The following is a 24,327-nucleotide window of genomic DNA, read 5'->3' as shown; positions in this document are numbered from 1 at the left end:
CTATAGCCAGAAACAAAAACGCCAGCATTTGCTGGCGTTTTTTTGTTGATTGCTCTTTGCAAATACCGCATTCGATTAATTATTCCTTTAATATCTCAAAGCGAAACACACTCTATATTTTTCAAAATCCCTACCAATAAAAAGATATTCTGCATTCCTAATAATTATTTGGACATCGGCAATGCCACATAGTGTAGTTATACCCAACACGATGCTCATCTCAGGACTTCCTACCTTGATAACTTATCTCCCTGAAATCAGGATGTTTCGCGGTAAGTTTTTAGGGTTATCCGGCTACTGTGATTTTTTGGCAGATAACATTCAAGGTTTATCAAAGGAGGGTGAAATTTCTTTTTGTGAATATCTTGAGGATTGCCTAGAAAACGGAATAACTTGGAAAAAGTTTGACGAAGACGTATGACGTTATTTTTACTCTTGGCTAGCTCTCAATTCCAAAACGGAACAACTAAAACGCCAGCATTTGCTGGCGTTTTTTTATTGGGTTATTTATTCGATAACCAAACGGTCTACTGCGGGGCTTGCCAGCTGCCGCCGAGCGCGGCGATGAGTTTCACGCTGGTGACCATCTGCGTGCTGGTCAACGACAGTACGCTTTGCTGCTGGGTCAGGCTGGTGTTTTCCGTTGATGCGACGTCAAGATAGTCGATCATGCCGGCTTCATACTGATTGCGCGTCACGCGGGCAGAATCTTTGGCCGACATCGCCGCGTTCTGCTGCGCCACCATCTCGCTATCAATGGTATGCAATTCAACCAGATAATCTTCCACTTCGCCCATTGCCGTCAGCACGGTCTGGCGATAGGCCGCCACGTCGGCGTCGTAGGCAGCTTCCGCTTCGGCGACCTTGCCGCGTGTCGATCCGAAATCCAGCACCGTTTGGCTTAACGAAGGGCCCAACGACCAGACGCGGTTCGGCAGCGAGAACAGATTATGCAGCGCCGAGCTGGAGAAACCACCCGTGGCGCTCAGCGTCAAATCAGGATAATAGGCCGCCGTCGCCACGCCAACCGCCGCATTGGCCGAAGCCATGGTGCGCTCGGCCGCCGCGATATCCGGGCGTCGCTGCAACAGCTGCGAAGGCAGACCCGCCGGAACCGACGGCACGATAAACTTGATAGGCGTCGCCGCGAGGCTGAACTGCGCCGGCGGTTTGCCGATCAAAATAGCAATCGCGTGTTCAAGCTGGGCGCGCTGCCACTGGAGATCGAGCGCCGATGCCTTGGTGCTTTCCAGTTGCGTCTGCGCCTGTGCCAGAGTCGCGCGCGAGGTGCTACCGCCCTGATACTGATTCTGAATCACCGTCAGGTAACGCTGATAAGCCTGAATACTCTGCTGATACAACGCGATACGGGCATCCATGACGCGCAACTGGAAGTAATCCTGCGCCAGTTCAGACTGCGCGCTCAGCGTGGCGTTAGCCAAATCGGCCGCGCTGGACTGCGCGTTGGCCCGCTGCTCTTCCGTCGTTCTGCGCAGTTTGCCCCAGATATCCAACTCCCAGCTCGCGCCCAAGCTGGCCGACTGGGCATTGCTGGTGCTGGTCGCCGAGCCACTGCGCGTGCTGTCTACCGTCGCGGTAACCTGCGGGAACTGCTGCGAGCGCGCCTGTGTGACCAGCGCCTGCGCCTGTCGATACTGCGCGGCGTATTGTGCGACGTTCTGGTTGGAGATCTGCACCTGACTCATCAAGGAGGAAAGCTGGGGATCTTGATACACCGACCACCAGTCGCCCTTGCTCTGCGCCTCTTTTGGCGTCGCCGCCGTCCAGCCTTTGGCCTCTTTAAAGGCCGTCGGCATGGTCACCGCCGGACGATGATAATCCGGGCCGACGGTACAGCCGACCATCAGCATCGCCAGCGCAATCGGCGCCAGTCGCACTACGCTTGAACCTGTTTTACTCATTACCGGTTTCACTTTCCTGAACATCATATTATTTATTACCCTGCGCTTCGGTTGGCGTGTGGTGCGGACGAATACGCGCCCACAAACGCTTGGTCGCACGGCTGCTCCTGTCCATATAAAGGTAAACCACGGGCGTGGTAAACAGCGTAAGTACCTGACTTAGCGCCAATCCACCGGCAATTGCCAGGCCCAGCGGACTGCGCAGATCGGCGTCGCCGCCGCTGCCGAGCGCCAGAGGCAAGGCACCGAAAAAGGCGGCCAGCGTGGTCATCATGATCGGGCGGAAACGCATCAGACAGGCCTGCACAATCGCCTGTTGTGGAGTCAATCCGAGCCTGCGCTCGGCGTCCAGCGCGAAGTCGATCATCATAATGGCGTTTTTCTTCACGATACCGATCAACAGCAAAATGCCGATCAGCGCAATCACCGTGAGCTGGGTGTTGGTCATCAGCATCAGCAACAGCGCGCCCAGTCCGGCAGAAGGCAGCGTCGACAAGATAGTCAGCGGATGAATATAACTCTCGTACAACATACCGAGCACGATATAAACCGCCGCCAGCGCCGCCAGAATCAGCCACGGCATCTGGTTGGCTAAATCCTGAAACGCCTGCGCGGTGCCGGAATAGCTGGTCTGAATGGTGTCAGGCAGCGCGATTTTAGCCAGCGCCGTCTTCACCGCCGCCTGCCCTTCTTCGAGCGACAAACCGTCGGCCAGGTTAAAGGCGATGGTAGTGGTCGCAGACTGCCCTTCGTGAGCCACAGAAAGCGGCGCGTTGGCACTGCTGAAAGTGGTAAACGCCGACAGCGGGATCTGCTTGCCTTCGCTGGTCACCACGTACATCTGGTTCAGCACGTCAGGATCGCTGGTGTAATCGGGCGTCAGATACATCACCACGTGATACTGGTTCAGCGTCTTGTAAATGGTCGCGACCTGCCGTTGCGCAAAGGCGTTATTCAGCATGGTATCAATCGTATTGATGTTGACCCCAAGCTGGCTCGCCTTGTCGCGATCGATATTCAGCATCACTTCCTGACCGCCGGTCTGCGAATCCGAATCGACGCCCGTCAGCTCCGGCAAGGCGCTCAGCGCGGCCTTCACTTTCGGGCCCCAATCGCGCAGCAGCGTCAGGTCATCGGCCTTGAGGCTAAACTGATACTGCGCGTTGGCGCTGCGTCCGCCGACGCGCAAATCCTGCGCCGCCATCAGGAACAGCTGCGAACCCGGCAGCTTGGACGTTTCCATCATGATGCGGTTAGCTATCTGATTCGCCGACGATTTACGCTGTTCAAAATCTTTCAGGCGCACAAAAAACATCGCCGTATTACGCGAACCGAAGCCGCCGCTGCCCGCCGAGCTCATTACCGCCGAGACATCGGGATCGTGCTGGATAATTTTGGCGTAGTTGATCATCTGCGGCTGGATCGACTGGAACGAGGTGTTCTGGTCGGCGCGCAGCATGCCCATCAGCATGCCGGTATCCTGATCCGGAAAGAAGCCCTTCTCGACCACGGTATAGAGGTAGAAATTCAGGATTACCGTCAGCAACAGCGCAAACATGGTGAGCGGCTGATGGCGCATAACCCAGTTCAAACCGCGAGAATAGGCTTGCAGCAGGCGATTGAGCCAGTTTTCAATGAGACGATAAATGCGCGGCTGGCGCTTCTCGACCGGCGGCTTGCGCTTAAGAAAACGGGCGCACAGCATCGGCGTCAAGGTCAGCGAAACCAGCATCGAAATCAGCAGTGAAATCGACAGCGTGACGGCAAACTCGCGGAACAGACGGCCCACAATGCTGCCCATCAGCAGGATCGGAATAAATACCGCGATCAGCGACAGCGTCATTGAGAGCACGGTAAATCCGACTTCCTGCGCGCCGCGAATCGCCGCCCGCACCGGACTCAGCTCCTCTTCTATATGCCGGGTAATATTTTCGAGCACCACGATAGCGTCATCAACCACAAAACCGGTGGCGATAATCAGCGCCATTAATGAGAGATTATCGAGACTGTAGCCGAGCAGGTACATGATTGAGCAAGTGCCGATCAGCGACACGGGCAGCGCCAGCGCGGGAATAAGCACGGCGCGCAGGTTGCGCAGGAACACAAACACCACCGCAATAACCAGCAGCGTGGCTTCGAGCAGCGTGGTTTCGGTGTCGCGCAACGAGGCGGAAACGTTCGGCGAACGGTCGAGCGCGAGGTTGAGTTTTACGTCGCCCGGCAGCTCTTTCTCCATCACTGGCAGCGCCGCCTTGATAGCGCTAATCGTGTCGAGCATGTTGGCACCGGCCTGACGCGTCACCGCAATCATCACCGACGGCGTGCCGTTAAAGTAGCCGACGTTATATTTGTCTTCGACCGAATCATAGACGTTGGCAATATCACTCAGGCGAATCGCGTTGCCGTTTTTATAGGTCACGATCAGTTTGCGATACTGCGCGGCGGTACTCTGCTGGCCGTTGCCCTCCACCATCCACGACTGGCCGTTGCCTTCCAGCACGCCCTTCGGCAGGTTGGTGGTGCTGTCGGCGATCGCCGTACGAATGGTATCGAGAGAAATTCCGTAAGAGGTAATCGCCTGCGGACGGAGATCGATACGCACGCCCGGCAGCGCACTGCCCGTTAGCGAAACCTGTCCAACGCCGTTAACCTGCGCGATTTTTTGCTGCAACTGGCTGGAGGCGATGTCATAGAGCTCGCCGTTGCTGCGCGTCGCGGAGGTCAGCGCCAGCATGACAATCGGCGCGTCGGACGGGTTGGCTTTGCGATAGGTCGGCAGCGACGGCATGCTGCTTGGCAATAGCGATCGCGAGGCGTTGATCGCCGCCTGCACGTCGCGCGCCGCGCCGTTGATATCGCGGTTCAAATCAAACTGCAAAATAATCCGCGTGGAGCCCTGCGAGCTTGACGAGGTCATTTCACTGACCCCCGCAATGGTGCCCATCGCCCTTTCGAGCGGCGTGGCGACCGTCGCCGCCATGGTTTCCGGGCTCGCACCCGGCAGGCTCGCGGAGACCATCACCGTCGGGAAATCCACCTGTGGCAACGGCGCCACAGGCAGCAGATTATAGCCCAGCAACCCCAGCAGCACGATTGCCGAGGTCAACAGCAGCGTGGCTACCGGCCGGAAAATAAAGAAGCGGGAAATATTCATTCCTGTTCCTGCACTTTGCGACGCGCCGGACGCCAGCGGGTCGCCAGTCGGTCAAACATCAGGTAAATCACCGGCGTCGAGAACAGCGTCAGCACCTGGCTGAAAATCAGACCGCCGACGATAACCAGACCCAGCGGTTGACGCAGCTCCGCGCCGCTTCCGCTCGCTAACATCAGCGGCAGCGCGCCAATCAGCGCGGCCATGGTGGTCATCAGAATCGGTCTGAAACGCAGCAAACAGGCCTGATGAATCGCATCGCGCGGCGACATGTGGTGCTTCTGCTCCGCCTCCAGCGCAAAGTCGATCATCATGATGGCGTTTTTCTTCACGATACCTATCAGCAAAATGACGCCAATCAGCGCGATCAGGCTGAACTCTGTCCCACTAAACAGCAGCGAAAGCAGCGCGCCGACTGCCGCCGACGGCAGCGTGGAGAGAATGGTCACCGGATGAATAAAGCTCTCGTACAGAATGCCGAGCACCACGTACATGGTCAGCAGCGCCGCAAGAATCAGCCACAGCGTGTTGCCGGTGGCGCTTTCAAACGACGACGCCGCGCCCTGATAACGCAGGGTGATACTGTCCGGCAGGCCAATCTCGGCGCTGGTATTTTTAATCGCTTCCTGCGCCTGCTCAATCGAATACCCGTCGTTGAGGTTAAACGACACCGTCACCGCCGGCAGCTGGTTGAGTCGCGCCTGCAACAGCGCGCCGGTACGCATGTGAATGCTGGCGATCGAGGTCAGCTTGACCATGCCGGTTGAGGTGGTCGAGGTCGAGCTGGAATCGGAAGAACTGCTGCTTGTCGTCGACGAGGTCGTGCTGGTGGTCGACGAGCTGGTAGAAGACGAGCTAGTGCTGCTCGAATCCGAGGTGTTGTCGGTGCCCGCCAGATAAATATCATCAAACGACGCCGGAGACTGCTGATACTGCGGCGCAACCTCAAGCACCACGCGATACTGGTTCGCCTGGGTAAAGATGGTCGAGACCAGACGCTGGCCGAAAGCGTTGTACAGCGCGGTATCGACGTCGGAGGCCGTAATGCCGTAACGCGCGGCGGCGTCGCGGTTCAGCTCAACGTACGCTACCTGCCCCTGCTCTTGCAAGTTGCTGACTACGCTGTTGAATTCCGGCTGCTGGCTGAGTTTGGCCAGCAGTTTTGGCGTCCAGCTGACTAAATTGGTGCTGTCGGTATCGTCAAGCGTGAACTGATATTGGCTCGGCGTGACCTGATCGTCGACGGTTAAATCCTGCGACGCCTGCATATAAAGCTGAATTCCGGCGATCGACGCGGTCTCCTGCTTCAAACGGGCGATAACCGCCGGCGCGCGATCGTCACGTTCATCAATCGACTTAAGATTGATCTGTAAACGCCCGCTGTTGAGGCTGGTGTTATTGCCGTCAACGCCGATAGTCGACGCCACGCTGGCCACGTCTTTATCTTTGAGAATGACATTGGCCAGCGCCTGCTGACGGCGGCCCATTTCGCTAAACGACACGTCCTGCGACGCCATGGTGATGCCCTGAATCATGCCCGTATCCTGCGACGGGAAAAATCCTTTTGGCACAATCAGATAGAGCAACCCGGTAAACACTAGCGTCGCCAGCGCCACCAGCAGCGTCAGTCGCTGATGGTTAAGCACCACGTTCAGCATCCGGTCGTAACCGGCAATCAGTTTGTCGAATACCTGACCGCCTTTACGATAGAAACGGCTCTGTTTTTCTTCAGGAATGTGGCGCAGCAGGTAGGCGCAAAGCATCGGCGTGAGCGTGAGCGACACCAGCATCGAGACGATGATCGACACCGCCAGCGTGATAGCGAATTCGCGGAACAGACGCCCCACCACGTCGCCCATAAACAGCAGCGGGATCAGCACGGCAATCAGCGAGAAGGTCAGCGAGATAATGGTAAACGCAATCTGCTTCGAGCCGTTCAACGCCGCCTGCATCGGGGTTTCGCCCTCCTCCAGTCGCCGTGAAATGTTTTCAACAACCACGATGGCGTCATCGATAACAAAACCGGTGGCGATAGTCAGCGCCATCAATGACAGGTTATTGAGGCTGAAACCACACAGATACATCACGCCAAACGTGCCGACCAGCGACAGCGGCACCGCGACGCTTGGGATAAGCGTGGCGGCAACGTTACGCAGGAACAGGAAGGTGACCATAACCACCAGCGCTATCGACAGCAGCAGCTCGAACTGCACGTCGCTGATCGAGGCGCGAATCGTCTGAGTACGGTCCGAAAGAATGGAAACCTTGATGGAGTCAGGCAGCGCGGCCTGCAACTTCGGCAGCTGCGCTTTTATGTCATCAACCACCGAGATCACGTTGGCACCCGGCTGGCGCTGAACGTTGATAATAATCGCCGGTTTATTGTTGGCCCAGGCAGAAAGATATTGGTTTTCAGGCGCTTCGGAAAGCGTAGCAATATCTTTGAGGCGCAGCACCGCGCCGTTGTTGTAGGTCACAATCAGGTTGCCGTACTCTTCGGCGGTACGCAGCTGGTCGTTGGCATCGATAGTAATCGAGTGATGCGGCCCGTCAAATCCGCCCTTCGAGCCGTTCACATTACTGTTGCCGATCAGCGTGTTGATATCTTCCAGCGTCAGGTTGTGAGCTGCCAGCGCGCGCGGATTGACCTGCACGCGCACCGCAGGCTGATGCCCACCGGCTAGAGAAACCAGACCCACGCCTGAAATCTGCGACAGCTTGAGCGCCACGCGGGTGTTGACCAAATCCTGCACTTTGGTCAGCGGCAGCGAATCGGAGGTCACGGCCAGCGTAATCACCGCGCTGTCGGCGGGGTTAACCTTTTTATAGGTTGGCGGATTCGGCAGATCGCTTGGCAGCAGGCTGTCGGCGGCGTTAATGGCGGCCTGCACTTCCTGCTCGGCAACGTCGAGAGAGAGTTCCAGCGAGAATTTCAGCGTGATGATCGACGAACCGGTCGAGCTGGTGGAGTACATCTGACTCAAACCGGCCATCTGCCCGAGCTGGCGCTCCAGCGGCGCCGTCACGCCCGACGCCATCACATCGGGGCTCGCGCCCGGATAGAGCGTGGTGACCTGAATAGTCGGATAATCGACCTGCGGCAGCGCCGAGGTCGACAGCATATTGTAGGCAAAAATGCCCGACAGCAGCACCGCCACCATCAGTAAAATGGTGGCTACCGGCCTTTGGATAAAGAGGCGTGATGGATTCATTTCGTCCCGCTGTCTTTGCCAGTGGTCGCTTTGTCTACGCCGGTTTTATCTGGTTGTGCCGTCCCCGCCGCCGTGGCTGCCGCAGAGGCCGCCGTCACGACCTGAACTTTAGCGCCGTCGTTTAATCTGTCGATGCCGGTGGTCACGACCTGATCGCCCGGAGCAACGCCCGACAGCAGCGCGATTTTATCATCGCCGTAATTAGGGCCCGCTTTCACGGCCTGACGTTTTACCGCACCGTCTTTCTGAATCACGTAAACGAAGTCGCCGTCGGAGCTGAGCTGCAACGCCGCCGAGGGAATAACGGTCGCGTTGTCGAGCGTGCCAACCTGTAAGCGAGCGTTCACAAACTGGTTAGGATAGAGCGCGTCATCGGCGTTATCGAACACGGCCTTGAGCTTCACGCTGCCGGTGGTGCTGTCGATTTCATTGCTCATAAACTGCAATTTACCCTGTGCCAGCACGTTGCTGCCGTTTTGGTCAAACGCCGTGGTTGGCAACGTTTGGCCGCCTCGCAGGGCTTTCATAATGGTTTGCAGATTGCTTTGCGGCACGCTGAAGGTCACAGCGATCGGCTGAGTTTGGGTAATGGTCACGATGCCGGTGGTCGAGCTGCTGGTCACCATATTGCCCGGATCGACCAGACGCAGGCCCACGTGGCCGCTGATTGGCGCGGTAATGCGTGCAAACGTCAGGTTCAGTTTGGCGGCGTCAATCTGTGCCTGATCGGCCTTGACGGCACCGGTATATTGACCGGCGGTGGCAATCTGGGTTTCGAGATCCTGACGAGCCAGCGAGTCCTGCGCATAAAGTTTGCGATAACGGGCCAGCGTCAGTTGGGCGCTTTTTGCCAGCGCCTGATTCTGGGCCAGCGAGCCCTGATACTGCTCCAGCGTCGCCTGATAACTGCGCGGATCAATCTGCGCCAACAGCTGACCGGCTTGAACTTTCTGGCCTTCGGTGAAATAAACCTTCATCAGCTGACCATCGACGCGGCTAGTTACCGTCACGGAAGCATTCGGGATCACCGTGCCCAGCGCGCGCAGGTAAATCGGCACGTTGGCCTGCTCGGCAACGCCCGCCTGAACCGGCGTCGCGCCGCCTGCCATTCCCGGCATCCCGCCTCTCATTCCACCGCGCATCCCGCCGCGATGACGTTCATTGCCCGCAGGCGCGCCGTTTGTTGGCGTACTGTGTTTGAAAAAGAAAAACCACGCTACGATCGCCAAAACGATAACAGCAAGAATGATCCACAAGGTTTTGCGGCTTTTGGAACGAGATGAGGCAGTCGGCAGCATAAATTTCTTAAATTCGCACAGTTATGGGAAGAAAACAGCTGAAAAAGGTCGTTCAACCAGAGGCGTTCATTATCCAGAATTTCCAGGTAGACTGTTTTTAGGGCAACGTAAAGATTTCGTAAGCTAGTATGTGAAAATGATTCATAACGCTTAATAATTTACATTAATTCAAGTGCCCTCAGTCAACCAACACACAGTGTAGCCGCTCTTTAGTCTCCTTTTTTAAAACAGCACCAAGAATATCAGTAATTTTCGTGATTGGAATCGGTCCTCTTTACCACCAAAAAGAGGTAAGAAAAAGGTAACAATTCGCTTTTTCGTTTAATTAACTATTCCGTTTACAGCGACCTTTGATATCTTACGGTATTGAATATTTTTAAAGCAGCGCGGGAGAATCGACCGCGTCCACAGGGCTTTTTAAAAGGATAAAGCGAGTCTCTATGAGTATTACGCCTCAATCAAGGCCGGTTATCGGCGTGACCCTAGATAGCGAAGAACCCGGCGGTTATTCCGACAACCCGTGGTACGCGCTGCGTCAAAACTATATGAGTAGCTTGGCTGAGCTGGGCGCGACGCCCGTGGCGCTGCCGCATCACGGCGAACTGTCTGACGAATTCCTCGCGATTTGCGACGGTATTATCGTCACGGGCGGCGCGTTTGACGTTCCACCTGCGCTGTTTAACGCGCTGCAAAGCAGCGATCAGGTGCGTTTAAAACCGGCGCGAACGGAATTTGAAACCGCGATTGTTAAAGGTGCGATGCTGCGCGACATGCCGCTGCTGGGCATTTGCGGCGGCCAACAGCTGCTGGCCGTATTGACCGGCGGCACGCTGATTCAGCACATTCCCGATAGCCTGCCCAATGCGCTCGAGCACAGCACTACGGTCGATACCGAAAATGCCGGCGGCAAGATTCGCGCTCGTCATCAGGTTGAGATCCTCGAAGAGACCAAGCTTAGCAAGTTAGTTAGCGCTCACCATTACGAGGTCAACAGCTCGCATCATCAGGCCGTAGAATCATTGGGAAAAAACTGCCGCGTTAATGCCGTTGCGCCCGATGGAGTGATCGAAGGTATTGAATGTGATGATTATTATTTCTGCATGGGGGTGCAATGGCATCCTGAATACTTGCAGAATCAGCAGGATCGCGAACTGTTGAAAGCCTTTGTCGAAGCCGCCGATGACTACAAAAACGCCCGCCGTTCTTCCGGCAAGGCGATGGCGAAAGCGATGAACGAGTCACACGTTAACCGATCGGGCGATAGCTCAAATAATTAGTCTTAACACTACGCTGATGCCCTTTATTGGGCATCAGCGGCGTAGTAACCGCTCACTTTTCATCGCCTCTTCCCCCTGAACCTATTATGAGTAAGGCTGATAAAACGGATAGGTAAAGAACAGCAGCTGACAGAGATTCAAGCCAAAGTGAAACAGCGTTGCTACCCACAGCCTGCCGCTCCACATCCATGCCAGCCCATAAATCACTCCGGCCAGCGCGGCAAATACCACCAGTAACGGGCCGCCCGCCACGTGTGCCAGTCCAAAAATCAGCGCGGTAATAAACAGTGCCGGCAGGTTGCCCCACCAGCCAGCGATTCGCTGTTGGAGATAGCCCCGAAACAGCGCCTCTTCCGCCAAAGAGACAAAAAACAGGTTCGCGAGCATAAAGCTGCCCAGCCATTTAGGAAGATGCGGCTCGATTCGTAATCCACCTAACAGCACGGCGATAAGCAGCAGCATTGGAATACTGAGCGCCAATAAAATCCAGTAGCGGAGGCGCGAACGACCGGCTTTATTTTGACGCACTTTATTGTGGCAAAAGAAGAGCGTGGGACAGGCCGCCAGCAGAATAAAAGGCAGCAGCGCTTTATCAAAATTGAAATACATCGAGAACGGCGCGCTCAGCGGCCCTGCTTTCACGCCATCAAGAATTTTGGGATTGTTAAAACCCGGAACAAGATGCACAAACAGGGCGACGCCCGCGACCACCAGCAGCGCCTCACAGCTCAGCGTATAAAGCCGCCATCGGCGCTGCCCAGAGGCGCGGAGACGAGTAACCATTTCACCGTTGATTATGCCGACAATCACGACAAGGCCGATAAACAGCAGCGCCCGGCCCTCTACAATATGTTCCGCAACGCCCCAAACCAGCGCGACCAACAGCATGATGCTGGCCCACCTTTTTTGCACGCTCAGTATGGTTAACGATCCCGCTAATACCCACCACATCATCTCTTCCTTTATAGCACTGCTTTCCTGTGGCGAGCAGTATAGAGGAATTCTTGCGCTATTTTTCGGCTGGAGGCTGTGCGTTGATAATTCGTTGCGCCTGATCGGCGGTGAGCGAATAGTCAAAGAACTGACGATAAAAATCCTGTGTCGCGGCAACAATATTCAGCTGCGGAAACAGCTCCGGATGCAGCTTCTGCGCCGCCCACTGAATTTGCAGCGCGGCCTCGGTGCCATAGCGATCCCACGGAAAAACGCCTGACGGATTCTGCCACACCTTGTGCTGCTGCACCGCCTTCAAAGGCTGGAACAGCTGTGCGTAGTCCGATTTTTCCAGCGTACCCGCGCCTGCGCCAATAATTATGACGTCGGGCTGCCACGCCAGCACCTGCTCCGGCGACACCTCTTTCATATTCCCCTTCACACTCGCGGCGGCGTTGCGCCCCCCTGCGAGGCGGATCCAGGTATCGATTAAGGTCTCGCTGCCGTCGATTTTCAACGGATGCAGTGAAACAATGTGCAGCACTTTGGGCCGCTGCGCATCGGTCAGCGCGGCGGTTTTTGCCTGAATCAGCGCCACCTGTCTGTCGAGATACTGATTATAACGCTGCGCACGCGCCTCGGCCTGCGGCGTGCCGAGCACGGCGGCGGTGGTCAGCAGCGCCTTTTTCATTGACGGGAAATCGGTAAATTGCACCTCAACCGTCGGCAACTGCGCCTGTCGATAAGCCGGCACGTCGCCATTTCCCTGCGCGGCAAATACCACGTCGGCCTTGGCCGCCAGCAGGGTTTCCGGATTAAAGGTCGTGCCGTGGACACTCAACGCTTTATTTAACGAAGGCTGGATCAGAAACATCCACGGGCGATCTTTCGGATGATTGACCGTCGCGATAATTTCATCCCCTGCCCCGAGCGTCATCAGCAAAGAGTGATGGGCATACCAGGCGTCGGCAATTCGCGTGACCTTATCCGGCACGTTAACCTTTGTGCCTGCCGTATCAACCACTTGCCGTGCAGCATACGCCGCGTGCAGGGGCGTCAGCAGCAGCGCAATGGCCGTAATCAATGCCTTGTAGCTAAACGATTTGCCCATCACTTTTCCTCTTCTCTATTTGATTAAAAATCAACCTGCATCGACAGCTGTGCCTCGCGAGGTGCGCCGAGTGACGCGCTGGCGTAACCTGCGCCGGTGTAACCGTTTAATCCGCCCGGCACAATATTGGTCCAGTAATGGCGATTGGTCAGGTTGGTGACGTCCAGTCGGAAGGTGGTGCCGGTGCCAAACAGGCGGGTGCGATAGCTGCTGCCCACGTCGAAGGTGGCATAGCTGCCGACCCAGCTGCCGTTGGCATTATCCGTCGCGCGACGGCCGACATAGTGCGCGCTGCCGCTGACGTCCAGACCCTGCACAAAAGGTAAATCATAGACGACGAGTAAATTGCTGGTCACGCGCGGCAGGCCGACGACCTGCTTGTCTTCGGTGCTGTCGCTGCCGGTATCGTGCAGGCGCGGATCCAGCCAGGTGACGCCGCCGAAAATATGCAGGTCAGGACGCAAATCGCCGTCGGCCATCAGCTCGAGGCCGCGATTGCGCTGGGTGCCGTCGACGGCGTAATCGCCGTTGCTCAGAGTGTAAGCGTACGGACGCTCAATCTGGAACAGCGCCGCCGTCAGCAGGGTTTTGCCTACCACCAGCTTGCTGCCCACTTCAATCTGCTTGCTGCGATAAGGTGACAGAATCGCGCCCGCGTTGTTGCTGCCGCTTGGCGCAACGTCGCCCTGCTGCAGGCTGTCGGCGTAGGTGGTGTACAACGTCAACGGTTCAACCGGTTTGTACATCAGGCTGGCCGAGCCGCTGAATCCGCTGTTGTTCGAGGCGCTGCTGCGCACGCCGGTTTTCGCGTAGTTGCTTGAGGTCAGGAAGCTTTCGCTGCCCGCCAGCAACAGGCTCCATTTCGGCGAGAAGGTCAGCGTATCGCCGACTAAAAATGCCTGCTGCGTGCTGCTGGCCGAGTGATAGCGATTGGTGAAATCAGGGTAGTCCGGCTCGTCAAACGCCAGCGGATTGTCCAGATTCGCCGATCCCAGCGTGGTCGATGCCCCGCCAACCGGATTGTAGTTTTTCCACACGAAGCCGCGCATTCCCATCGACAAATCATGACTTATCCAGCCGGTATCTACGTGGCCAGTCAGGTTCGCCATATAACTGTTGATGGTGAAACGGCTGGCGGTAGCGCTGGAAACCGTCGAGGTGTACGCGCCCGCATTGTTGGTCAGCGTGTTGGTGACCGACGTAGATTCGCGGTCGGCGATTTGGCGCAGGACGCCGAATTCGCCCAGCCAGTTACCGTCAAAGTCATATTTGAAATGGACGCTGGCGGTGGTGGTTTTGTCGTCGTCACCCGCGTAATACTGGCCGTAGCGGCCATCGGTCGGGTTTAACGCGCTCGGGAACGAGGTGCCGCTCGCCAAGGCAAATTTGCCCGGCAGCCCTTTCTGATAAAAATGGTAGTAGCTGAAATTGGTTTCCATGGTCAGCTTATCGGTCAGCTGGAAATCCAGCGCCAGGCTGGCCAACTGACGGCGACGCGTGCTGCCGCTGGTATAACCGCGACCTTCGTCATCCAGTAGATTCAGACGATATTTAACCCGATCTTCGCTGTCGAGCGGCCCGCTGAGATCGGTAGAAATCAGCCTGCCGGTGCCGGTTCCCGCGCCGATGGTCACGGAATGCTTAGGCGTATCGGTCGGACGTTTCGACACGAAATTGAAAATCCCCGCCGGGTTGGCCGGACCATACAGCGCACCGCCCAAGCCATTCAGCACTTCAATCTGTGAAAACTGCTCGGCGGGATAATCGGTGGTCGAGACGACATTCAGGCCGTCAATCATCGAGTTTTGCACCACGCTGCCCTGCATGCCGCGCGACTGCGGACGCGCGCCGTCGCCCTGCACCGACGGCAAATAACGGTACAAATCAGTGACGCTTTGCAACTGCTGGCGTTTAATTAACGATTGTGGCAAGACTTCAACGGAATAAGGCGTGTTGGCGATGGCGCGTTTACCCAAGCTGCCCAGCGTCGCTTTTTTGTCGGGCGAAGCGGGTTCAGATTGCGTGGTATCACTGGGTGCCGTGGCATTGACCACTAAAGTATCATCGGCGCGCGCGTGCGCCGACAGAATCAAAAACGACGCTGCACAGGTTATTAGTTTTTTATTAGACATTTTTTATCTTTCATCAATCACGTTATATAAAACACGTTTTATCAATCACGTTATGTAGAAAATCAATTCACGCCGCGCTTCTTTGCTGCAACTATTTTGTTGCAATTATGTTGCTTATTTTGTGTTGAAGGGGCTGAATTATCGGGGAAAAACTAAACAGCGATTGGATGCTACCATCGATATATATAGGTGTATATAACGAAACTTGTAATCAATTTTATCTGCACGGCGAATGCGCGAAATAGTTAATCTCAGTTATTAACTATTCCGAAGCGATGTATTTGAGGGGAGATGTATTTGAGCGTATGAATTTGACTAAAGGACGAACGTGATATTTTTATCGTCGTGTAATAACGTTAATCCATTTAGGACTTTAATTCGAGGAGTAAACAAGAAAGCGGCCCCGAATCGAGGCCACTAAAATATTAGCCGAGCACTTTTTTAACGCAGTTTTTAAACACCCGTACGCCGATTTCCAGCGCCTCGAGATCAAAGCGCATCTCTGGATGATGCAAACCCGGCGTCAGGTTGGCGCCAAGACCCCAAAAGCCCGTTTTAACCTCGGGACGTTGACGCGGATAGTGGAAGAAGTCTTCGCTGCCCGGCGTAAACTTCGGCTCGGTCAGCCCTTCTGCGCCCAACACGTCGACAATCGATTCGGCAATAATCGCCGTAATTTCATCATTCACGATCGCGGCGGGCATCTCTTTCTGCACGCTGATTTCCGCCGTCGCGCCATAGGCCGCCACGCTATGCTCGATAGCTTTCAATACCTTAGCTTTCAGCTCGTCCATCGGCTCGTTGTATTGCGAACGCAGATCCCACGTCACTTTGGCGATATCAGGCACGGAATTGGTTACGCCCGCGTCACACAGGAATCGGGTCGCCTTCACGCTCCACGTTAAATTTGGCGCAAGGTGAACACCATTAACCGCCTGCACGGCTGCTACCGCCGCGTCGAGCGCGTTAATGCCGAGATGCGGGCGCGCGGCGTGAGAAGGCAGGCCAGTAATCGTCGCCTCAACCGTGGCGCAGGCCGAATAGAGCATTGCCGGAACCGCCTGCCCCATCGGACACTCTTCCAGCGGGCGCACGTGAAAACCGAGCAGCATATCGACGTCGTCCAGCGCGCCGCCTTCGACCATCGCCAGCGCGCCGGTGCCCAACTCTTCCGCGGGTTGGAACAGAATTTTCAGGCGACCTTTTTTAACGATGCCCTCTTTTATCACCTCCTGCGCGGTGGCGAGCACCACGGAGGAGTGACCGTCGTGACCACAGGTGTGACGTGCCACCAGCTGGCCGTCGATAATATGACCCAGCGCGTCCATGTCCGCACGTAGCGCCATGACTGGCCCCGGATTGCCGCTATCCAGCTCGGCGACAATTCCCGTGGTGCCGTTAATATTGCGGGTCACGTTAAACCCGGCGGTTTCCAGCGCCTCGGCAATGTAGGCCGAGGTTTTAAATTCGACAAAGCCCAGCTCGGGAATGAGATGCAAATGTTGATAATGTTCCAGCGTTTTTGACACGAATAACTCCCGTTAAAGTTTATCTGAATGCTTTTTTTATTAGTCCGCTTAATCAGCAAAGACTGATCAGTCGGTTATCAGGAGACAACGCGCATAATGATCATCGCAATAATCGAGTTCAGGATGCTGGTCAGCATCAGCAGCGGCCAATATTTTTTAGGCACGTCGGCCACGCCCAGCAGGCGTCCCATATATTGCAGCTGAGCGCCCATCAGGAAGATTGCCGGTGCCAGAATAGTAATCTGTGCCGGATCCAGCGTGCCCTTGGTTAATAGGCTAATCGCCACGCCGGTTCCCGCCGAAGATGAGAGCCAGGCGGTCAATAATACGGTCACCGCTTCGCCCGGCAGACCCAGCAGGCCCATTAATGGTGCAAAGGCGTGGCCCAGAAAATTCATTACGCCAAGCAGGTTGAGAATTTCGGAAATGACATAGGCCATGACCACGTTCGGCATCAGGTTATTAATCGCGATGTTAAAACCTTTACGCGCGCCAATAACGAAAATATCAAACGGATTATTCGTCGCTTTTGCCACATTACTCATTGTCGAAATCCTTCTTGTAAACAGTATTCAAAGCGAAGCGAACAAATACCGCTCCAACAAATTTCATCACAAACATCACCAGCAGCGGAATAATCACCGGAATAGTTAATGAAGCGAACATTGCAGAACCGATCGAAAAATAGTTATTAATCAACCCGGCGCCGGAATATTGCCACGCGCCCATGATCACCACGTCTTTACGGGTAATTTGCTTGGTGTCATATAACTCTTTGCTTAACGCCGCGCCCGCGTCGGTACTTTGCAGGTCGGTAATCAGCGCCAAACCGGTATGTCCCGGAATGCCGAGAATAGGTTTCAGCAGCGGTGTCAGTAATTTATGCGCCGCGCGGATCGCGCCGTAATGGGTGAAAATTTCCAGCATCCCCAGCGCCAGCATGACCGTTGGCACCAGCGACAGCGCAAATAGGAAGCCGGCCTTGGCGCTGAGTCCGCCCGCGCCCACAAAGGTGTTGGCAGCCGGATCTTTCATGGTGCCGAACGAACCGCCCAGCGTGGTAAAGTCAAAAGCGCCCAACCATGCCATGCCGTCGACTTTTAAAAATGCGCCGGAAAACAGCAGAATAACGGCGATCAGCGCGATGTAGGCGCCCGTTCCAACCTTCCACTCTTCTGCCTGTACGGCAGAAGGTTTTTCACTTTGTTCATTGGCTCTGTTTTCAGCTTTTTCTAGAGACACTCTGCTGTCACTCATGCTGCCTACCTTCTCTGATGTTAATTAAAAATAAAAATTTGGAGGTGTTGTTTAATAATTAAATAAAGTTTTCGTCCGTACACTCAGGGTGAATATTTTCACTGCCAATATTTACTGTTAATTATTTGCACCCATAACCAATAGGCATAATTCATGCCAATTAAGTCTTAACACCTAAAAATTTATTTTCGATTAAAATTTACCCTAAGAAAGAGAATATTACGGATATAAAAGAAAAAGAGGCAAATTATAGAGACGCAGAAAATCCGTCCCTATTTAAATAAGGACGGATCATATAGTTAGAACGCTTAACTTTTTTACCCGCTCAATGCATTGCACCTATTTGGAAGACCGTGCACCAAAATAGGGCCCCGCGTTGGCAGGCAATTAAGCGGGTTTACCGTTACGCTTCACGGCCCGCTTCGCCAAGGATGATTTCGGCAATCAGCGCGCTACGCAGTGGAATATCGTTAACAATAATATGTTCGTGACGAGCATGGATTCCGACGCCGGTAGCACCCAGTCCGTCGAGCGTGGCAATGCCCATCGCCGAAGTAAAGTTACCGTCGCTGCCGCCACCGACCGCCTTGCCTTCAAGATGGAAACCGAGGCGTTTTACCGCCTGCTGCGCCTGCTTGAACAGCGCCAGATTTGGCGGCGTCTGCTCCATTGGCGGACGGCCAATATCGCCGGTGACTTCAACAATCGCGCCCGCCAGATGCGGCTTGCAGGCGCGAATTGCCTTCACGGCGCGCTCCGCTTCGGCCATATTGGTGACCCGCAAATCGACGCCAAGCAAGGCTTCGTCGGCGACTACGTTAAGTTTGCTGCCGCCTTTCGCCACGCCCACGTTGACTGTTGTGCCCACTTCCGGCGCATTTAAACTGTGAAGATAAAGAATCTGGTGCGCCATTTCCTGCACTGCGCTAATGCCTTCTTCCGGATTATTTCCGGCGTGCGCCGCCTTGCCGGTAATACGCACTTCAAATCGCCCCGTGCCTTTACGCGCAATTTTGGCTTCATTGGTCTGCGCAACTGCCGGTTCTGCCACTAAAACACGCGAAGAACCTGCCGCATGTTGTTCAATCCATTCACGAGAACTTGGGCTGCCAAGTTCTTCATCAGACGGACAAATAATTCGAATGCTGTGCTGAGCCAACCCCCCGGTCTGCACCAGCGCGCGCACCGCCCAGATAGACTGAATCAGGCCCGCTTTCATATCCAGGACGCCCGGTCCGTACAGCTTGCCGTCTTTTTCGACCATCGGGATCTCGTCGATTTCCCACACGGTATCGAAATGGCCCAAAATGCTGGTCACTTCCGGACCCTCGCCGATGCAAAACAGCAGATGATCGCCGAGCGTTTCCTGCGGGCAAACCTGCGCCTCAACGCCAAGACGTTCGCGGACGATCGCCTGCAAAACGTTACCGCAGCGATCGGTCGCCGCTTTATTCAATGAAGGCGACTGCGCCTGCACCAAACGTTTGATGTCTTCGAGGATAAGCGCCGCGTGCTGTTGCAGATAATCGTGTGCCGTTTGCATAGGAGTTCCTGATGTTGAGCGTCTGATTCGTGGTCAATTTGATTATCTATAACTCATTCCCTAATATAAATGCCGTTTCAATGACTATATTGTTGACCTATGAGCAACAGAGCGCGGTACAAAAATGAGCCAACTGTTTCACGAAAAGCAAATTAGCTATCTGTATGAGGTCGGTATTCAGGGTGGAATACGGCGCGCGGCGGATATTTTAGGCATCAACGCCTCCGTGATAAGCCGCCAAATTTCGCTGCTTGAACGCACGCTGCAACTGCCGCTACTCGAGCGTAAAGGCCGTACCGTGGTGCTGACCGAGGCGGGCAAACTGCTGGCCGACGACTTTTTCGAAAGCCGCGAACGACGCAACAAGCTTGAGCGCCATCTCAAAGATCTGCGTTATATGAAAGGCGGCGCGATTACCATTCGCGTGGGCGCGGGGCTGGTCGATACTTTCGTTGAATACGTCTTGAAAACCTTTGCTGCCTCGTATCCGAATGTTTTCGTGGAGATTGTGGCCGGAAATATGCAGGAAACGCTGGCCTCGATTGTGCAGGGCGAGGCTGATATGGCGCTGGCGTTTGGGCCGATTGGCAACCCGGAATTGAAACGTCACAGCTTTCCGTGGGGTCCGATTTGCGCGGTGGTGAATCCGCAACATCCAATTGCCAGGCTGAAAAAGGTGACCATTGAAGAGCTGAGCAAGCATCGGCTGATTTCGTTAAGCGAAACCTTTGGCTTGCAGCGACACATGAACGCCATGTTTCAGAGTCAGGGCTTTCTGTTTACGCCCGCCTATCGCTGTAACCTGTTTTCGACGGCCATGAGTTTGAGTATTTCGGGGATGGGAATTTCATTTATGAGCGCGCAGGCGGCGGGCGAACGAATTGAACATAACATCCTGGTTGCGGTGCCTATCGACCATCCGATTGCGACCGAAGCGCAGTGTCATCTGCTGCGTAACTCCGACCGGCGTTTTTCTCCGGCGGCACACCATTTGTGGCAGCTGTTATTGAATTTCTTTCAGCAAAAGGGGGAGTAATTCTCCCCCTCGAAAAGGCATTCAGAGTTTAATGAAAAGCGCTCATCAGCTTGCCGAGAATAATCCCGACCACGCCGAAATCCGCATCGCCAAAGGTGGTGGAATTCGACAGGTCACCCAGCACGGAGAGCAGAATCGCCGGCAGGAAGGAGATGATCAAGCCATTGACGAACGCGCCGATAATTGCGCCGCGACGCCCGCCGGTGGCATTGCCGTAAACGCCCGCCGTTGCGCCACAGAAAAAGTGTGGCACTAAACCCGGAACGATAATGCTCAGGCCCAGCATCGGGAAGAAGAACATGCAGATAAGGCCCGCGCAGAAGCTGCTCAAGAAGCCGATAATCACCGCGTTTGGCGCAAACGGAAATACGGTTGGGCAGTCCAGCGCCGGTTTGGCGTCTTTAACGACTTTATCGGCAATACCTTTAAACGCCGGAACAATTTCTGCAATCACCATGCGCACACCGGCCAGAATAATATAAACGCCCGCGGCGAAAGTAATAGCCTGAATAATCGCGAAGATAATATAGTTTTGACCGCCGCTGACCTGCGTTTCGGTAAATTCTTTACCCGCAATCACCACCAGCACAATAAACAGGATCGTCATGGTCAAGGCAATGGCAATCGAGGAGTCGTGCAGGAATTTAAGGTGTTTTGGCACCTTGAACTCTTCGGTCGAACGGCTGCCTTTACCCACGACTTTACCCACCAGCGCGGCACACAAATAACCGGTCGAGCCAAAATGGCCTAGCGCGAAATCATCGCTGCCGGTAATTTTACGGGTGAAAGGTTGCAGAATGGCAGGCGAAATCACCATTAATGCGCCAAGGATCAGCGAGCCGGTTAATACCAACGGGAAACCGCTCATTCCGCCGGTGGCTAAAATCACTGCCAGCATCGCCGCCATATAGAGCGTGTGGTGACCCGTCAGGAAGATATATTTCAGCGGCGTGATACGCGCAAACAGAATATTGAACAGCATGCCCAATATCATGATCATTGCGGTTGAAGTCCCGAAGTTCTTCTGCGCAATCGCGGCCACGACGTCGTTATTTGGCACCACGCCCTGAATATTAAAGGAGTGAACAAATAATTCGCTGAAGCTGGTCAGCGTGGTGGCAATTACGCCCGCACCGGCAATCAGGATAAGGAAACCCATAATGGTTTTCAGCGTGCCTGAAACGGTATCGGAAAACGATTTTTTCTGTAGCAGCAGGCCTATTAATGAAAACAGGCCGACAAGAATGGCAGGTGTCCCTAGTACATCATTAATAATAAAACTGAGCATAAAAACTCCAGATAATCGGCAATATTTCCCTGCTATCCGCCATTCACAGCGCGACAGGTTGCCCTGCCGCAGCGGGAAAGATACGGATAATTCGCGGAAGTTTGTTGTTATTTTTTGTTAACGCCAGACTGTCAGTAAGCGGTATCGACTCACGTCTGGAATTAAAGATTTTCGCTCAGAATTTCTCTAATCTTGGCATTATCCAGCAGGTTGTTCAGGCCGAACACGGTGCGTTTACCGTCGTCCAGGCTGGCAATGATTTCATTGGAGCCGATATAAATGTCCGCCGGTTCAGACTTGGCCGAGCTTAAATCGGTATGGCTGACTTCCGCTTCCTTGCCTAACTCTTTAATGATTTTCTTGACGTTCATTTCAACAATAAAGCTGCTGCCTAAACCATTACCGCAAACAATCAGGATCTTTTTCATATTCCGCACACCTTTTTTTAGAACAGTGAATTAGCTATATCAATGAATTATCTCTATCGATAACTCAGTATTTCTGGATAACTCAGTATTTCTGGATAAGTGTATTGAGCGCCGGATAGGTATCGGCCTTAATCAACGCTTCAAAGTCGTTTTCGTCACTAAACAGTTCGGCCAGATGTGAAATCATTTCCAGATGCTCTTCACCGTTGATGGCGCAGAGCATGACGATGACAAATACCGGATCATTCTCTTCCGACTCGAAATGTACGCCCTGTTTAACGTGCAGCAGCGATAATGCGGGGGTAATTACGCCCTCTTCCGGCCGCGCGTGAGGCATTGCCAGACCCGGCGCAATCACGTAATACGGGCCAAGCTTTTCGTGGGAAGCAAAAATCGCCTCGATATAATCAGGCGTGATAGCGCCCGCGTCGAGAAGCGGAGCCGCAGAGAGGCGCACGGCGGCGCGCCAGTCTTCGACCTGCTCGACGATATTGATTCTGTCGGCTGTTAGCCATTTGGCGAGCATGAGAACCTCACTGAATGAAAGTTTTCAGGAGTATAAGGAAGCGACAGCGCCGATTCTGTGACCAAAATCGCAATTACTGTTAGCGCTAACACATAAAATGATAACGCCATGTTAACGCTAACAATTGGGCTATCACTGGATTATTGTTTGCAGCACGCGTAAAAAGAGACGTTAAATCAGGCTGGGTTCTGCCAAGGCTAGCGGCAGAAGAGCAAAAAAATAGATAAGTCATAAAGGCGAAACAGCAATGAAGGCAAAGCAGCGGCGGAACTCGGGAAAAAGCACTTTAGCGGATGTGGCGAGGCTGACAGGCGTCAGCACCATGACCGTGTCGCGCGTACTGCGCGAGCCCGAAAAAGTCTCGCCGCAGGTGAGAGAGAAGATTGAGGCCGCGATTAGCGAGCTGGGTTACGTGCCAAATTTGGCCGCCAGCAATCTCGCCTCTTCCACTTCACGGCTGATCACCACTTTAGTGCCTTCCATTACCACGCCCGGCTGCGCGCAGTTTTCCGAGGCCTTGCACAAGATTTTGAAACCCAAGGGTTATAACGTGATCATGGCGGAGGATCACTACGCCGCTGCCGACCAGTCCAAGCTGGTCGAGATGATGCTTTCTTACAATCCTGCCGCGATGGTGATGTACGATTTTGATTGCAACGAAGAGAGCAACAACCTGCTGCTCAAGTCGACGATTCCGGTGATGCAGGTCGGCGGCACGATCGGCGCGCCTATTGGCATGAATATCGGCGCCAACTACGGTTTAGCCATCAAGCAGTTGATCAATGCGCTGGCGCTGAAGGGTTATCACAATATTGCCCTGCTGTGCGCCGCCCACGAGCATCACATTGTGCAGCAAATTCTCAGTGGTTGGCATTCGTCGATGCTGTCGCTGAATCACTCTCCTCATCGCGTGGTGAGTTCGTCTTTACCGCCGACGGTTGAAACCGGAAAAAGCCTGCTGCCCGATATTTTGCTCACCTGGCCCGAACTCGACTTGCTGATTTGTACTTCCGATCAGCTGGCGAGCGGCGCGCTTTTGGCCTGTCATCGCAAGGGAATTTCCGTCCCCGCGCAGCTGGCAATTGCCGCGCTCGGCGACAGCGATATTGCACAGCTTTGTTCGCCTGCGCTGACCACCATCGATATTCCTTATCAACAGATGGGCGCGCTGACCGGTAAACATTTGCTGGCCGCGCTCGAAGGCGATGAGGTTGAAGAAAGCGTGACACTTCCGACTCAACTCATTATGCGCGGCAGTACGGCGATAAATTAATTACCTCTCTATTATCTAATAGGAGGCGCGGCCTCCAAGAGGAGTAAATAATTTAATCCATGCATTAATTTTGAACTATTTTTTCCTTTTTTTACCTGATTAAGATAATTAATAGCTTTTTCTTCAAGATGTATATTTAGGCATCAATTCTCAAACCTCCTCACCGAATAATTACCTAATCTTTATAAAACCAAAACACTTCTCTCATTTTATCTCCATAATCTATTAATTACTTTTTCCCTGCTTAGAACGCAATGAATGGACAAGGTAAACTTGCGCGTCGTTTTATTCATAACACTCTGTTTATAAGGACCTTACACACTTTACACATCTTGAAATATCTATAGACAATGATAATCGTTATCATTATGATTTGCGTTCTTGTTATTTAAATTGTAAATATAAAGGATT

The 24,327-nt window shown here is 54.1% G+C and carries 17 protein-coding genes and 1 pseudogene; 4 read left to right on the top strand and 14 right to left on the bottom strand.

Features of this window, described 5'->3' with window-relative positions:
- Window positions 1–181: 181 nt before the first annotated feature.
- Window positions 182–391: pseudogene (locus SC206_RS12275) on the top strand (toxin-antitoxin system HicB family antitoxin); the annotation flags it as partial.
- Between the two features lie 136 nt (window positions 392–527).
- On the opposite strand, the gene SC206_RS12270 reads toward SC206_RS12275, so the two are convergent.
- The 4 genes from SC206_RS12270 to SC206_RS12255 are packed head-to-tail and all read right to left on the bottom strand — an operon-like array spanning window position 528 to window position 9,583.
- The gene (locus SC206_RS12270; RefSeq protein WP_332737594.1) at window positions 528–1,922 is read right to left on the bottom strand and encodes an efflux transporter outer membrane subunit; all 1,395 of its coding nucleotides are present in this window, start codon (window positions 1,920–1,922) and stop codon (window positions 528–530) included.
- A 28-nt stretch (window positions 1,923–1,950) separates the two neighbouring features.
- Window positions 1,951–5,076 (bottom strand): efflux RND transporter permease subunit, encoded by a 3,126-nt coding sequence (locus SC206_RS12265; protein ID WP_332737592.1) that lies wholly within the window; start codon window positions 5,074–5,076, stop codon window positions 1,951–1,953.
- On the bottom strand, window positions 5,073–8,285 hold the full coding sequence (locus tag SC206_RS12260) for an efflux RND transporter permease subunit (protein WP_332737590.1): 3,213 nt from the start codon (window positions 8,283–8,285) through the stop codon (window positions 5,073–5,075). Before SC206_RS12260 ends, SC206_RS12265 begins: the two co-directional genes overlap by 4 nt.
- Window positions 8,282–9,583 (bottom strand): MdtA/MuxA family multidrug efflux RND transporter periplasmic adaptor subunit, encoded by a 1,302-nt coding sequence (locus SC206_RS12255; RefSeq protein ID WP_332737588.1) that lies wholly within the window; start codon window positions 9,581–9,583, stop codon window positions 8,282–8,284. Before SC206_RS12255 ends, SC206_RS12260 begins: the two co-directional genes overlap by 4 nt.
- A 440-nt stretch (window positions 9,584–10,023) precedes the next feature.
- Here SC206_RS12255 and SC206_RS12250 point away from each other — a divergent pair, with 440 nt between their 5' ends.
- Complete coding sequence (locus SC206_RS12250; protein ID WP_332737586.1) at window positions 10,024–10,860, top strand: gamma-glutamyl-gamma-aminobutyrate hydrolase family protein; 837 nt, start codon at window positions 10,024–10,026, stop codon at window positions 10,858–10,860.
- Between the two features lie 84 nt (window positions 10,861–10,944).
- Here SC206_RS12250 and SC206_RS12245 read toward each other — a convergent pair whose 3' ends face one another.
- The 7 genes from SC206_RS12245 to SC206_RS12215 all read right to left on the bottom strand — a co-directional run bounded on the left by SC206_RS12245 (window position 10,945) and on the right by SC206_RS12215 (window position 19,365).
- Window positions 10,945–11,811: a CPBP family intramembrane glutamic endopeptidase gene (locus tag SC206_RS12245; RefSeq protein ID WP_332737674.1), complete on the bottom strand. Its 867-nt coding sequence runs from the start codon at window positions 11,809–11,811 to the stop codon at window positions 10,945–10,947.
- 58 nt (window positions 11,812–11,869) lie between these two features.
- Entirely contained in the window at window positions 11,870–12,904 is a 1,035-nt protein-coding gene (locus tag SC206_RS12240; RefSeq protein WP_332737584.1) for an ABC transporter substrate-binding protein, read from the bottom strand.
- Between the two features lie 23 nt (window positions 12,905–12,927).
- A complete protein-coding gene (locus SC206_RS12235; protein ID WP_332737582.1) occupies window positions 12,928–15,036 on the bottom strand; it encodes a TonB-dependent receptor in 2,109 nt (702 codons plus the stop codon).
- Window positions 15,037–15,461: 425 nt separating this feature from the next.
- Window positions 15,462–16,565, bottom strand: a complete 1,104-nt coding sequence (locus SC206_RS12230; protein WP_332737580.1) for a M20 peptidase aminoacylase family protein — start codon at window positions 16,563–16,565, stop codon at window positions 15,462–15,464.
- Window positions 16,566–16,642: 77 nt separating this feature from the next.
- Window positions 16,643–17,110, bottom strand: a complete 468-nt coding sequence (locus tag SC206_RS12225; protein ID WP_332737578.1) for a YjiG family protein — start codon at window positions 17,108–17,110, stop codon at window positions 16,643–16,645.
- The gene (locus SC206_RS12220; protein WP_332737576.1) at window positions 17,103–17,822 is read right to left on the bottom strand and encodes a nucleoside recognition domain-containing protein; all 720 of its coding nucleotides are present in this window, start codon (window positions 17,820–17,822) and stop codon (window positions 17,103–17,105) included. The genes SC206_RS12225 and SC206_RS12220 overlap by 8 nt, the downstream gene beginning before the upstream one ends.
- Before the next feature lie 403 nt (window positions 17,823–18,225).
- On the bottom strand, window positions 18,226–19,365 hold the full coding sequence (locus SC206_RS12215) for a M20 family metallopeptidase (RefSeq protein WP_332737574.1): 1,140 nt from the start codon (window positions 19,363–19,365) through the stop codon (window positions 18,226–18,228).
- Between the two features lie 124 nt (window positions 19,366–19,489).
- Between SC206_RS12215 and SC206_RS12210 the strand changes: the two genes are divergently transcribed.
- Complete coding sequence (locus SC206_RS12210) at window positions 19,490–20,401, top strand: LysR family transcriptional regulator (protein ID WP_442976084.1); 912 nt, start codon at window positions 19,490–19,492, stop codon at window positions 20,399–20,401.
- A 28-nt stretch (window positions 20,402–20,429) separates the two neighbouring features.
- On the opposite strand, the gene SC206_RS12205 is transcribed toward SC206_RS12210, so the two are convergent.
- The 3 genes from SC206_RS12205 to SC206_RS12195 form a co-directional block, all read right to left on the bottom strand.
- Complete coding sequence (locus SC206_RS12205; RefSeq protein ID WP_332737572.1) at window positions 20,430–21,689, bottom strand: PTS ascorbate transporter subunit IIC; 1,260 nt, start codon at window positions 21,687–21,689, stop codon at window positions 20,430–20,432.
- 161 nt (window positions 21,690–21,850) lie between these two features.
- Complete coding sequence (locus SC206_RS12200) at window positions 21,851–22,117, bottom strand: PTS sugar transporter subunit IIB (protein ID WP_332737569.1); 267 nt, start codon at window positions 22,115–22,117, stop codon at window positions 21,851–21,853.
- Between the two features lie 82 nt (window positions 22,118–22,199).
- A complete protein-coding gene (locus tag SC206_RS12195) occupies window positions 22,200–22,643 on the bottom strand; it encodes a PTS sugar transporter subunit IIA (RefSeq protein ID WP_332737567.1) in 444 nt (147 codons plus the stop codon).
- 247 nt (window positions 22,644–22,890) lie between these two features.
- On the opposite strand from SC206_RS12195, the gene SC206_RS12190 reads away from it, so the two are divergent.
- Window positions 22,891–23,916 (top strand): LacI family DNA-binding transcriptional regulator, encoded by a 1,026-nt coding sequence (locus tag SC206_RS12190; protein ID WP_332737565.1) that lies wholly within the window; start codon window positions 22,891–22,893, stop codon window positions 23,914–23,916.
- Window positions 23,917–24,327: the final 411 nt, after the last annotated feature.

This window comes from Rouxiella sp. T17, from assembly GCF_036663475.1.
Classification (GTDB): Bacteria; Pseudomonadota; Gammaproteobacteria; order Enterobacterales; family Enterobacteriaceae; genus Rouxiella.
The sequence above is the reverse complement of the archived record's forward strand: the minus strand, read 5'-3'. Positions and strand labels throughout refer to the sequence as shown.